General features: G+C 35.6%; 10 protein-coding genes and 1 riboswitch. Of the genes, 4 read left to right on the plus strand and 6 right to left on the minus strand.

The features are described from left to right. Window positions 1-149: 149 nt before the first annotated feature. Complete coding sequence (locus BLT30_RS16735; protein ID WP_089874777.1) at window positions 150-716, plus strand: hypothetical protein; 567 nt, start codon at window positions 150-152, stop codon at window positions 714-716. Between the two features lie 59 nt (window positions 717-775). Here BLT30_RS16735 and BLT30_RS16740 read toward each other — a convergent pair whose 3' ends face one another. From BLT30_RS16740 to BLT30_RS16765, 6 genes are all read right to left on the minus strand, one after another. Further along, window positions 776-3,001, minus strand: coding sequence for a C25 family cysteine peptidase (locus BLT30_RS16740; RefSeq protein ID WP_089874779.1), 2,226 nt, complete (start codon window positions 2,999-3,001; stop codon window positions 776-778). Between the two features lie 76 nt (window positions 3,002-3,077). Continuing rightward, a complete protein-coding gene (locus tag BLT30_RS16745; protein WP_089874781.1) occupies window positions 3,078-3,710 on the minus strand; it encodes a trimeric intracellular cation channel family protein in 633 nt (210 codons plus the stop codon). A gap of 100 nt (window positions 3,711-3,810) precedes the next feature. Then, window positions 3,811-4,575, minus strand: a complete 765-nt coding sequence (locus tag BLT30_RS16750; protein ID WP_089875098.1) for an exodeoxyribonuclease III — start codon at window positions 4,573-4,575, stop codon at window positions 3,811-3,813. A gap of 302 nt (window positions 4,576-4,877) precedes the next feature. Next, on the minus strand, window positions 4,878-6,422 hold the full coding sequence (gene porX, locus BLT30_RS16755; RefSeq protein WP_089874782.1) for a T9SS response regulator signal transducer PorX: 1,545 nt from the start codon (window positions 6,420-6,422) through the stop codon (window positions 4,878-4,880). Between the two features lie 180 nt (window positions 6,423-6,602). After that, entirely contained in the window at window positions 6,603-8,159 is a 1,557-nt protein-coding gene (locus BLT30_RS16760; RefSeq protein ID WP_089874784.1) for an Rne/Rng family ribonuclease, read from the minus strand. Between the two features lie 236 nt (window positions 8,160-8,395). Beyond that, a complete protein-coding gene (locus BLT30_RS16765; protein ID WP_027383593.1) occupies window positions 8,396-8,686 on the minus strand; it encodes an HU family DNA-binding protein in 291 nt (96 codons plus the stop codon). Between the two features lie 47 nt (window positions 8,687-8,733). Between BLT30_RS16765 and mutY the strand changes: the two genes are divergently transcribed. The 3 genes from mutY (at window position 8,734) to BLT30_RS16780 (ending at window position 12,931) form a co-directional block, all read left to right on the plus strand. Then, window positions 8,734-9,792, plus strand: coding sequence for an A/G-specific adenine glycosylase (gene mutY, locus BLT30_RS16770; protein ID WP_089874786.1), 1,059 nt, complete (start codon window positions 8,734-8,736; stop codon window positions 9,790-9,792). A 29-nt stretch (window positions 9,793-9,821) separates the two neighbouring features. Continuing rightward, window positions 9,822-10,009: riboswitch (cobalamin riboswitch) on the plus strand. A gap of 25 nt (window positions 10,010-10,034) precedes the next feature. Further along, the gene (locus BLT30_RS16775; protein ID WP_245707203.1) at window positions 10,035-11,849 is read left to right on the plus strand and encodes a TonB-dependent receptor plug domain-containing protein; all 1,815 of its coding nucleotides are present in this window, start codon (window positions 10,035-10,037) and stop codon (window positions 11,847-11,849) included. A 20-nt stretch (window positions 11,850-11,869) separates the two neighbouring features. After that, window positions 11,870-12,931, plus strand: coding sequence for a DUF5074 domain-containing protein (locus BLT30_RS16780; RefSeq protein ID WP_089874788.1), 1,062 nt, complete (start codon window positions 11,870-11,872; stop codon window positions 12,929-12,931). Window positions 12,932-12,965 lie beyond the last annotated feature (34 nt).

Consider the following 12,965-nt stretch of genomic DNA (forward strand, 5'->3'; position numbering starts at 1 on the left):
TATTAGTTTTAATTTTCCGCAAAAATAAAAATTAAAACTAATAATCAATGATTCTTTTAAAGATATATTAAACTTAATATAGATTTTGAATTTGTTTTTATTTAAAATTCTTCTCGGTAATTCTTATCTTTGCAACCTAAAATTTAAAAATGAACAAATACATAAAATTTGTAATAGCGGCATTAATCATTATTGCAGGAGTGTTTCTTATACTTAATAGGCAATGGGGTTGGGGAATTGTTTTAATCGTACTTTCTGCAATTCCTATCACACTTTTCTTCAAAAATGAAAATATCCTTTTGGCTTTCTGGCAATTGAGAAAACAAAATATGGAAAAAGCAGCGAAGTTTTTATCCAATATTACCAATTACAAATCTCAGCTTCATAAGAGCCAATACGGCTACTTCCATTATCTGCAAGCTTTGACAACAGCTCAGGATAATCCACAAAAAACAGAAGGATTGATGAAAAAAGCTTTGGATTATGGTTTGAATATGAAGCACGACAGAGCAATGGCAAAATTGAATTTGGCGGCTTCTGCACTTTCAAAAGGAAGAAAAAATGAGGCTCAGAAACTTTTGGAAGAAGCAAAACAATTGGATTCTGCCGGGATGATGACCGACCAGATCAAAATGATGAAGGAACAACTGAAAATGCCAACGATGCAAAAACATATGCACAACCCAAACATGAGAAACAGAGGAAAATTCTTCTAGTTAAATAAAATTAAAAGGAGCAAAAATTATTTCGCTCCTTTTTTATATACAGATTTTGGTTATTCAACAATCAGCTTTTCAGAATAAGCTTTGTTATCGACCTCATATCTTAATAGATAAGTTCCTTTTGGATATTTGGAAACATTGATCTCCAGTTTTTTATCAGATGTGTTATTGATTGTCTGCAATAGTTTTCCTGTTAGATCATAAAGCAAAACTTTTGTCGGTTTAGCGTTTTCCCAGACCAAGTTCACAATATCTTTTGCAGGAATTGGATAAATACTAATTCCATTTTTCTTGAAAGATGCTACACCTAAAGTTTTAACTTCAATCGTTGCCTGATATGGTTTGAGGTTTTGCTTGGTTGCCGTGATCATCAATGATTCTCCATCAGCAATTCCACTTAAATCAAATACAACACTTCCATCTTTGCTATGTGCAGAACCAATTATATTACCATTTTTAGTCAAAGAAATGACCGCATCTGTCTCTTCGCAGGAAACAGTAAGAGTCTGCGTATTTGGATCAATCTGATCTGGATGCTGCAACTCCAGATCTTTGGTTGTATCATATCGGAAAACAACAGAAGGGTCACCAAAAAGAACCCAGGTCTGCATGACCTCAACAGCTGTTGGCGAAGCATTATAACTTTCCAACATTCCTATTTGCGAGTTGTAAAACAACCCTCCAATCGTTTCTTTTTTATTGTTCTCATAAACTTCTGTAAGGATATTCGTCATCTCATCCTGCGTTTCCATAGGTTCTGCCCAAGCCATCAGAATCGTAGAAGCCGCTGTTGCAATAGAACCAGCTGGAGAATTGTTATAATTTACCGACATCAGATCTTCAGCAAGGCAAGTCTTTCCGACAAAAGTCCCATTATTACAAGCCACAGAGACCACAAAAGGATACATCCCGTTATTTTTCAGTTGTTTTACATATGTAGAAGTATAGTTTCCTGTTACCATTAGATTAAGGTCACCGTGTCCTGTGTAATTGAATAATCCAACGCCGGAATTCATTGCATTATTGATCATCGTTGGTGTTGGCTCTCCCGCAGTATCTTCACCACCTTGCGAACCTTGATAAAATTCATAAACGTTTTGATAACCATAATTCTTCAATTGAGTTCTGATTTTTCTAAGATGTACATAATCCGCTTCTCCATCATTTCCATAACCATTCCCTTCATTAGAACCAATTCCGATAGCATTTTTCATCCAATCACCCGCAATAGGACTTTTCTCATACTCCAGAATTCTGTCTGTCATTGTTTTGATACCAACACTATTCCCAGATAATCTTCCTACGAAAGCTTCCGGATAATAATCATTTGTAAATTGCCCATAATAAGAATCACTCCAAAGCTGCTCCCCATTGTATCCATAAGTATGAGAAGGAACATCTCCGGAATCACCAACCAAAAGAATGTAGACCAAATTAGGATTGGTTTGGTAGAAATTGGTAATATAATTTTTAATAGCCGTATCTGTAGTTCCAGTAGTTGTCGTGTTCACAACTGTTGTTTTGATACCTTTTTCCCGTTTCCAGCTCACTAAAGAACTTAACTGACTTTCAAATGCAGGAGCTGTGATAATTAACAGATCACCTTCTTCTTTAGCCGGAGCATATTTATTTGAAGTTATATGATTAAGATAATGTTTTGAATAGATATCATTGAAAAATGTATTATCTGCTTTTCTACTGGCAATTTCATTGGTTCCTTTCTTATCATTCAGCACAACTTCTACTCTCAGATTTTTATAGATTCTAAGTTTGTGTTGAACCGGATTGTATTGATAAGGAAAAAGTGAAAACGTAACACCTCTCGTATTTCTCAGAATGTGAGGATCTCCAAATTGAGCCAAATTTCCGGGAAAGAAATCATCCTTTTTATAACTCTCTCCAAAGACATACGGAATTGTTTCTGGGTCGGTATTTCTTTTTAGGTTTCCTTTAGACGGAGCGATGTCAATATTATTGATATCCTCATAACTATCATATACTATTTTGTAACTGAAGTCTCCTTTCTCAGGAAGCTGAATGGATCTGGAGAAATATGGCATTGCAGGATTTCCCGCCTCGGACATCAGAACAGAATATTGCTTGGAAAATGAATGATAGTTTTTCCCGTTGATACTTTTCTCTGTTTTTTCAAAATGACCGAGATCAAAATCAACAGTAATATTCTGATTGTCAGAATTGATCAATTTGAAATCTTGCGCAAATGAGTTACCGGAAAGAAAAATCAATATTAAAGAAGAAAATAGTACATTTTTTCTCATAAGTTTTATTTTTTTATCAAATATATAAATTTAAAGCTGATCAAGTTTATATATTTCAATAAAAAATAAAATTTAGCTACATTTCATCATTTTGCTCATAGCCATAAAATTTCGGAATTTGCCAATGGTATTTTACAGCGAGGGTCCGAATGGTCACAATCAAAATAATGGTGAAAATCTGAATAAGTCCATAAGAAAGAATAGAATATTTAGATAAAAGTAAAAATATTCCTCCGCCGATAATACAAGCAGTTGCATAGATCTCCTTTCGGAACACCAAAGGAATTCTATTCAGTAAAATATCCCTAATAATCCCTCCAAAACAGCCTGTAATTGTTCCCAAGGTCAAGCATATCAATGGATGAAGGCCTTCATTCAGCCCCTTTTGAATTCCAATGATCGTGAATAATCCTAGTCCGAAACTATCAAATATGAATAAAGTGACTTTGAAATTTTTCTCAATAGATTTGAAAATCATAGAAAATACACAAGTGAAAAATATCAATGAACAAGTCAGCATATCCGTCATCCAGAAAACCGGAACATCCAAAAGTAGATCTCTTACTGTTCCACCTCCAACAGAAGTTACAAATGCAATGATCAAAACACCGAAAGGGTCAAGACGCTTCTGCATTGCCGCAAAACTGCCTGACATTGCAAAAGAAATGGTTCCTAAAACCTCGATGATAAAATTGAATTGTTCGTGCACAGTTTTATAATTGTTAAATGATGATTGATAAGTGATAAGTGATAGGTTAGATAAAAAATAATCGCTGATGAAACATCAATTATCGATTATCATTTATCATCTATAGATCCAACTCCACCATTACCGGACAATGGTCAGAGTGTTTGACTTCTGCTAAAATTACGGCTCTTGTCATTTTTTCTTTCAGTGGTTCGGAAACGAAATTGTAATCCAAGCGCCAGCCTTTGTTCCTTGCTCTGGAACCTGCTCTATAACTCCACCAAGAATATTGGTCCGGCTGGTCATTGAAATATCTGAAACTGTCCGTGAGTTTATTTTCATCCATAAAGTTGGTCATCCACTCTCGCTCCATTGGAAGGAAACCAGATGTATTGGCCAAACCAATTGGGTTATGGATATCGATTGCCTCGTGGCAGATATTAAAATCTCCGCTGATAATGAGATTTGGGATGGTTTTTCTGAGTTCTTTGATGTAATCCAAAAAATCAAAACAGAATTGCATTTTGAAGTCCAGCCTCTCGATATTGGAAGCCGAAGGAACATAAACCGAAATCACGGAAAATCCATCGAAGTCTGCTCGGACAACTCTTCCTTCGTTGTCGTAGCTTTCTATTCCGCAACCGAATTCGACGTGATTTGGTTTTACTTTTGAAGCGATCCCTACTCCACTGTAACCTTTCCTAACTGCCGAATGCCAATAACTGTGATATCCCAATTTTTCAAAACTATCAATATCGATCTGGTCATTTCCCGCTTTACTTTCCTGGATACAAATGACATCTGGGTTTGCAACATTGAGCCAGCCCAAAAAATCTTTTGTAAAGGCAGCGCGGATTCCGTTGACGTTGTAGGAAATGATTCTCATTTTATTATAATTGATGAATGATAGTTGATATATGACCTTATAATTTTCAAAGGTCGGAATTTTGATTTGAATGGTCAAAAGAAATACGAAACGACCTTATAGCCCCGATAGGAACGGCATCCTTTTTCTTTTTGGCTTTGACAGGCTCAGCCTGACAGTATGGGAAAAAGAAAAAGATATAGTGGATAGCGGGTGGGACAAGTGAAAAGAATGGACAAATCTCTTGCTCCTAAAAAAGAAAAAGGCGGAAAAAGTTGCCTCTTTCCGCCCAATAAACCCAAATCAAATAAACTATGAAAAAACTACTTGGGTTCTAATATGCTTATCGGAATGATGACCTCTTCTAGGGAAATCCCTCCGTGCTGATAAGTGTCTTTGTAATAATTTACAAAGTGATTGTAGTTCTTCGGGTATGCTAAAAATATATTGTTCTTTGCGAAAATATATTTTGAACTCAAATTTCCTTTTGGTAGAAAGAGTTTGTCGGGATTGTTTATCGCCCAAACATCTTTATCCTCATATGTCAAACTTCTTCCGGTCTTGTATCGGATGTTTGTAGAGGTTTCCCTGTCACCAACTACCTTACTAGGTTTTTTAACATAAATTGTGCCGTGATCGGTTGTAATGACCAGTTTGAATCCATTTTCTGCTGCAGTCTTGATAATTTTCAACAAGGAAGAATTTTCAAACCAGTTGTAAGTCAAAGACCTGAAAGTCTTATCATCTCTGATCAATTGATTTACAATGTTATTATCTGTTTTTGCGTGAGACAGGATATCGATAAAGTTGTAAACTATAACTAATAAATCATTGCTCTTATGTTGATTGAAATCATCTAAAATCTTTCTTTCGAAGTCCGAATTGAGGATTTTCAGATATTTCATTGATTTGCTGGACAATCCCAAACGTTTCATCTGGTCTTCCAAGAAGTCTCTCTCATGCTCGTTTTTATTCCCTTCCTCATTGTCATTGAACCAATATTCCGGGAATCTTTTTTCAATCTCTGAAGGCATCAATCCTGCAAAAAATGAGTTTCTTGCATACTGGGTCGCTGTTGGCAAAATACTGAAGTAATAGTCCTCGGAAGTTTTGTTATAGAACTTCGTGAACAGAGGTTCTATGACTTTCCACTGGTCGTATCTCAGATTATCTATCATCAGCAAAAGGACTTTTTCCTTTTCCAATTCTGGCTTCACCTTATCTTTGAAAAGCGTGTGGCTCATCATCGGTTTCTCGTTGCCGCGAAGCCATTCTTCGTAATTATTCTCGATGAATTTTGAGAATTGGATATTGGCTTCTTCTTTTTGGTTTTGAAGCAGGTCTGCAAACTCATTATCCGAAACTTTATCGAATTTCACTTCCCAGCTCAAGATTTTCTTGTAGTATTCTGCCCAATCCTGATAAGTTCTGAGATAGGATAACTCCATACTTAGATTACGGAATTCCTGCTGATAATCTACAATTGTTTTTTGCTCGACCAGAGATTCGCTTTGCAATATTTTCTTAAGTGACAACAGAACTTGATTTGGATTTACAGGTTTCAAAATATAATCTGAGATCTGAGAACCGATCGCCTGTTCCATAATGTGTTCCTCCTCACTTTTCGTAACCATTACGATCTTGAGTGCATTATCCTTTTCTTTGATCATTGGAATTGCTTCCAAACCGGAGATTCCGGGCATATTTTCGTCAAGAAGAGTTAACTCGAATTTTTCCTTTTCTATCATTTCCAACGCCTCATTCACATTATTCACCGGTGTAACGTTGTATCCTTTATTCTCTAGGAAGACGATATGTGGTTTCAGCAAATCGACCTCATCATCTATCCATAAAATTTTTCTTGACATATATTTTTTATATTTAAGTAGTTCGTATCAAAATTATAACCAAAGTATCATAATTATATTTTAAATAACAGAATTGGTGCGTTAAATATTAGTTAAAGGAAATTTTATTTTTGAAAACGATCAACTCGTCAATTTTGTCCATAAAAAAACAGACTTAATAAAAAGTCTGTTTATAATTCATTAATTGGAGAAACTCATTAATTCCTTCTTCTGAGCGTTGTAGAGATGAAACTCCAGCATCTTGAAAGAATCTCTCGGAATGATGGTTACCCATTTTTTGTATTTCAAAAACCATTTGTTTTGGATACTTGTCAATCCTTTGGTCAGGTAGGCTTCCACAAATGGATGCACGTGTAGGAAAAGTTTTCCTTTTTCTGTCTGCATAATGGTTCTGATAGAATCTTCCATTTTTTCGACAATCACGATCGGAGCGATGATCTCGCCGTCTTTGTTGGGATTTTCTTCAGACGTTTCGATGTGCTTTTCAGCCCGCACACGCTGTCTTGTCATCTGGATCAAACCAAATTTTGAAGGTGGCAAGATCTTATGTCTTGCTTTGTCACGCTTCATTTCTTCACGAAAATGTTCGTATAATTCCTTTCTGTGTTCAGGGTCGGTCATATCAATAAAATCGACAACGATGATTCCGCCCATATCCCGAAGACGCAACTGTCTTGCGATTTCCGTTGCTGCCATTTTGTTGACATTCAGTGCGTGAGTTTTGTTCGTGTTGGCAGATGAAATGTTGTTTCCGGAATTCACATCTACAACGTGAAGCGCCTCTGTATGTTCAATAACCAGATAAGCACCTTTGGAAGCCGGAATATTCACGTGCTTACCAAAACTCTGTTTCAGTTGTTTTTCGACATTATAATACTCCAAAAGTGGAATATGCGAATCGTAGAACTGAACAATATTTTTGCGTTCCGGAGCAATAACTTCGATATAAGCTTTCATATCCTCAACCATCTTTTCGTCATCACAAATGATACTCACGAAATCCTGATTGAAGTTATCTCTCAAAATCGAAGACGCTTTATCTTCCTCGCTCAAGATCTTACTCGGGACTTTATTTTTCTGAATATTTTTAAACGTAGATTCCCACTTTTTCACCAGCTGATTCATATCGTTATGAAGCTCAGCTACTTTCTTGCCTTCCGCAACTGTCCTGATGATCACACCGAAACCTTCTGGGCGAATACTTTCTATCAAAGTCTTCAGTCTGGTTTTTTCTTCCGGATTACTTACTTTTTTGGATACGGAGATTTTGTTATCAAAAGGAATCAGAACCAGAAAACGACCCGTAAGAGAGATCTGTGTAGAGATTCTCGGTCCTTTTGTAGAAATTGGTTCTTTTGTGATCTGCAATAATACCAGATCTCCGGCAGAAAGCACCTTATCAACAGTTCCCAGTTTATCAATATCTTTTACCGTTTCAAAATTTTTGAGACTCGGAGACTGTTGTTTTTTTGAGATCGTGTTCTTGAGAAATTTCTGGTAAGAAAGGAATTGCGGCCCCAGGTCCTGATAATGGAGAAAAGCATCTTTGTCTGTTCCGATGTTGACAAATGCTGCGTTGAGGTTGGGTGCAAGTTTTTTGATTTTACCTAAAAAAAGGTCACCGACTACGAAATCGGTTTTTGTTTCTTGTTCGTGAAGTTCAAAAAGGCGGCCATCTTCCAATAAAGCAATTTTTGAAGCATCTCCCTCATTGGAAATAATCAGTTCTTTTTTCATAACTTCATAAAAAGGTTTTATTAAAATTAGGTTGTAAATATAAAACAAAAATATAGCTGGCAAAGTGCCAACTATATTTAATATGTTTAAGACTCAAAAAGGCTAAATTATTTTTTCTTTTTGTGTCTGTTTGCTCTTCTTCTTTTCTTTCTTTTGTGAGTTGCAACCTTGTGTCTTTTTCTCTTTTTTCCGCTTGGCATAATTTATATTTTTTTATACTGTTAATACTCGATTAATTATTTTACTGCAACTTTGGTCTTTACTTTTTCTACAAAAGTTTTTGAAGGTTTGAAAGCAGGGATATTGTGAGCAGGGATTTCTATCGCTGTATTCTTAGAAATGTTTCTTCCTGTTTTAGCTGCTCTTGTTTTGATGATGAAAGAACCGAAACCTCTTAAGTAAACGTTATCTCCGTTATACATAGATGTTCTGATTTCTTGCATAAAAGCTTCGATAACTTTCTGTGTATCATTCTTTTCTACTCCCAGCTTGTTCGAGATGGTATTTACCAATTCTGCCTTTGTCATTTTCTAAAATTCTTTATATTTTTGGTGTGCAAATATAAGACATATTTTTGAAAACAAACAAACAAAATGCTGATTTTCTTCACATTGGAAAAAAGCTTACAAAGTGGTATGATACCAATGCCAGACAACTTCCCTGGAGAGAAAACCAGCATCCTTATAATATATGGATCAGTGAGATCGTTCTACAGCAAACTCAGGTAAAACAAGGACTAGGTCATTATCTCAGATTCATAGAAAGATTCCCCACTGTAAAAGAACTTCACAATGCTTCAGAGGATGACGTATTATTATATTGGAAGGGCTTAGGCTATTATTCCAGAGCGATCAATCTTCACAAAGCGGCTCATCAAGTTGTAGAAGATTTCGGAGGCGAGTTTCCTAATCATTTTAATGAAATTTTAAAACTAAAAGGTGTCGGAAAATATACCGCTGCGGCAATCGCGAGCATTTGTTTTGAGGAAAAGATCCCGGCTGTTGATGGGAATTTCTATCGGGTTTTGTCAAGGATATTTGCTGATGATTTTGATATTTCAAGCTCCAAAGCTTTCCAGTATTTTTCCGATCTGGCTCTATTGATCATGCCTGACGACAAATCTGGGGAATTCAATCAGGCGATAATGGATATTGGTTCGGAGATCTGCAAACCAAAAAATCCACTTTGCGGAGAATGTCCCGTGAATGATGATTGCATTGCCTACCAGACCGGAAGAGTTTCTGAATTTCCGGTAAAAACAAAGAAAACGAAAGTCTCTGATCTAAGTTTGAAATACTTCTTCGTCAAACATAAAAACCAATTCTTAATTAAACAAAGAGGCAATGATTTTATCTGGAAAAAGTTGTACGAATTTCCAACTTCGATCCCTACTGAATGGGAAGAATTTATCATTAACTCAAAAATTGTGAATCACAAATTGACACATAAAAACCTGTCAATAGAAATCAACACGGTTGAGCTAGATCCGAAAAAGGAATTTGAAATATTTGCTTCTGATAATGACTTTCTGATCGTCGATGAAAAACAAGCTGATGACAAATCATTTCCGAAACCATTGGAAAATTTCTACAAAAATATCGGCAAACCAGAAATTGGAGAGCTTCAGTTTTAAGAATAATTAAAATTTTCATCTGAACTTCATTATATTTGCAAAAATTTGGTTCCGAGTTTTTCGGATTAAAAAGGGAATGGAGTGTAATTCTTCAACTGTCCCCGCAACTGTAAATCGCGATAGAAGATCTTGCAATCTTGCCATTGCCCGCCATAAGCGTGTGAGAAGGCGCAAAATCAGCGAAAGTCAGGAGACCTGCCAATGATAAATTTATTAAAATGCTTTCGGAGGAAAGGCAGGTTATGATGAAACGTACTTTTGCATTTTTTTTCATTGGATTGATAGGTCAGGTTTCCGCTCAGGAATCTTTGATCGATACCGTATTTATTGATAATCAATTCAGTAAAGTTTCTAAAACCGCGAAAATATCGAATCTGAATTCTGATAAAATTCTTGAGAATTCAACCTCTTTATCAGATCTATTGAGATTTCAATCCAATATTTATATCAAAGAAAACGGACGTGGCGCAACTTCTTCGCCAGGTTTTCGGGGAACAACTGCACAGCAAACCGCTTTTGTCTGGAACGGAATCAATATCAACTCAATTTTTCTCGGACAAGGCGACATCAATAATATGAATCCTTTGAGCTACGAAAATGTCGGAATCAAATTCGGTGGCGGAAGTGTGATCTATGGAAGCAGTGCAATCGGAGGTTCTATTCACCTTAACAATGCTTTGAATTTTAATAAAGGTTTTAGCGGAACTTTATTTTCGGAATATGGTTCTTTTGGAACAAGTAATTCTCTTGCTCAGGCGAAATTCAGTAATGGGAATTTTAGTTTTAATGTTAATATCAATCATTCCAGAAGTGAGAATGACTATGAAGTTCCTCAAAGAAAATTTATCAACCGAAACGGAGAATATCAGAATACAAGCTTCAATCTTGGATTAGCTTACAAAATCAATCCAAATAACGAATTCTACTGGCAAAGCCAACTTTACGACAGCGAACAACACTACCCTGTTTTTTCAGAAAATCAAACTAAAACGAAATATCAGGTTCAGACCTTCCGAAGTTTAGCCGGTTGGAAATTCAATTCAAAATCGATAAAAAACAATTTCAAACTTGCTTATCTGGAAGACAATTTTCAGTATTTTGGAGATATTAATAAAAGTAAAACCAGCGGTGGAACCGGGAAACAATATATTATCAAGAATGATTATGACTTCTTGGTTTCGAAAAACTCGTCTTTCAACCTCATTACAGAATATCAGTATAACGAAGCGGAAGGATTTGGCTCGGGAATCAAAACTCCAAAAAGGAACTTGGGAAGTTTTTCTTTGCTATACAGAAACTCTCAATCTGAAAAATTCTATTGGGAATTGGGAGCAAAACAAGAAATTGTAGAAGATTATAAAAGTCCATTTTTGTTCTCTGCAAGCGGAAAATACACCATCAACAATTGGTATCAAACGACTTTGAATATTTCGAGAAACTTCCGCGCTCCGACTTTCAATGATCTGTATTGGCAACCTGGCGGAAACCCTGATCTGAAGCCAGAAACTTCAAATCAAATAGAGATGTCACATAATTTCAGTTATAAGAATTTCAAACTGGGAATCACGCCTTACTATATGCACATTGTTGATGAAATTGTTTGGAATCAAGCAACATCGACGATTTGGACCCCGAAAAACATTAGCAAAGTAGATTCTTACGGATTGGAAGCCAATTTGACTTTTGATAAAAATTTTGAAAGACATCACATTTTCAGCAATTTGTCTTATACTTACTCCCGTTCAGTAGATTTGGAAACGAAGAAGCAATTGAGATATGTTCCAAAACAAAGGGTTAATTTCAATGCCAATTATGAATATTCTTTTATCGGATTTTTTGTACAGGCTTTCTACAACGGAAAAACTTACGTTGATGAAAATGAGAAAAAGTCTCTGAAAGATTATATGATTCTGAATTCGGGAATAACGGCTAAGTTATCTTCGAAGTTTCAGCTTGGTTTCAAAGTCAATAATATGACCAATCAGATTTATCAGACGGTTGACTATTACTTTATGCCTCAAAGAAATTACGCGGTCAACCTCAAATTAAATTTTTAAAACAATAAATAAATTTACATATGAAAATCAACAAATTACTAACCGGACTTTTCGCATCTGTTCTTCTGACATTCGCAGCTTGTAACGATGACGATTTCGATTTCAACAATCAGGAAACATCTTATAGCGGGATTCTTATAGCTAACGAAGGTTCTTTTAACAAACCGGATGCGACAGTAGATTTTTTGTCTTCTGATTTGAGCACAAGCCAATCAGGAATCTATAAAACTGTTAATAACGAAGACCTTGGTGACGTTCTTCAAACTATCGGTTTCAAAGGGACCAATGCTTTTTTAGTACTTAATAATAGTAACAAAATTGTAATCGCCAATCGTTTTAATTTTCAGAAAAATGCAACGGTAACTTCTAATCTTGTTAGCCCAAGATATATTGCTTTCACAGACAGCCAATATTACGTCACCAACAACAATTTCTTTGGCACTTATAAACTTAACATCTATAATAATGCTGACAACACTTTTATCAAAAGCATCAATTTTGACCGTTATGCAGAAAAAGTAGTTGAAGCTGGAGGAAACATTCTTGTTCAGACAGATGGCTCATTATATAATGCATCAACGGGAACAATGGATATTACAGGACATACTATTACCATCGTAAAACCATCTACTAATAATATTGACAAAACCATAACACTTCCAGATTCGGGAGAAATAAAAGACTTAGTTTCATACGAAGGTTCTGCATATGCTTTATCTTCTACATCAACAGATTCTTACATTTACAAAATCAATCCTTCAGACGGAACTTTCTCAACAGTTACATTGACAGGAATTGCCAATGCTCAGAAACTAAGAATCGATTCTGGTTATTTCTACTTCATTGATGGCGGAAACAAAGTTTATTCTAAAATGACAGCGACTCCAACTTCTGAAATCAAAACTTTGTTCACGGCTCCAGGTTATGGCTCTTATGGCTTTAATATCATTGATGGCAAAATATTTGTATCAGACGCAAGCTTCACAGGAGAAAGCACTTCTTATGTTTATAATGCTTCAACTGGGACTCAAATCAAATCGTTCAAATCCGGAATTGGAACCAACGGTTTCTATAAAAATTAATTTTTCATCATTTGTGTTTTTAGGACTCTGTCAA

Origin of the sequence: Epilithonimonas hungarica (assembly GCF_900102265.1) — a bacterium.
Classification (GTDB): domain Bacteria; phylum Bacteroidota; class Bacteroidia; order Flavobacteriales; family Weeksellaceae; genus Epilithonimonas; species Epilithonimonas hungarica.

What these genes read in the sequence shown, in the direction of transcription:
- BLT30_RS16735 (WP_089874777.1), top strand. Translation starts at nt 150, where the DNA reads ATGAACAAATACATAAAATTTGTAATAGCGGCATTAATCATTATTGCA.
- BLT30_RS16740 (WP_089874779.1), bottom strand. Translation starts at nt 3,001, where the DNA reads ATGAGAAAAAATGTACTATTTTCTTCTTTAATATTGATTTTTCTTTCC.
- BLT30_RS16750 (WP_089875098.1), bottom strand. Translation starts at nt 4,575, where the DNA reads ATGAGAATCATTTCCTACAACGTCAACGGAATCCGCGCTGCCTTTACA.
- porX (WP_089874782.1), bottom strand. Translation starts at nt 6,422, where the DNA reads ATGTCAAGAAAAATTTTATGGATAGATGATGAGGTCGATTTGCTGAAA.
- BLT30_RS16760 (WP_089874784.1), bottom strand. Translation starts at nt 8,159, where the DNA reads ATGAAAAAAGAACTGATTATTTCCAATGAGGGAGATGCTTCAAAAATT.
- BLT30_RS16765 (WP_027383593.1), bottom strand. Translation starts at nt 8,686, where the DNA reads ATGACAAAGGCAGAATTGGTAAATACCATCTCGAACAAGCTGGGAGTA.
- BLT30_RS16775 (WP_245707203.1), top strand. Translation starts at nt 10,035, where the DNA reads ATGATGAAACGTACTTTTGCATTTTTTTTCATTGGATTGATAGGTCAG.
- BLT30_RS16780 (WP_089874788.1), top strand. Translation starts at nt 11,870, where the DNA reads ATGAAAATCAACAAATTACTAACCGGACTTTTCGCATCTGTTCTTCTG.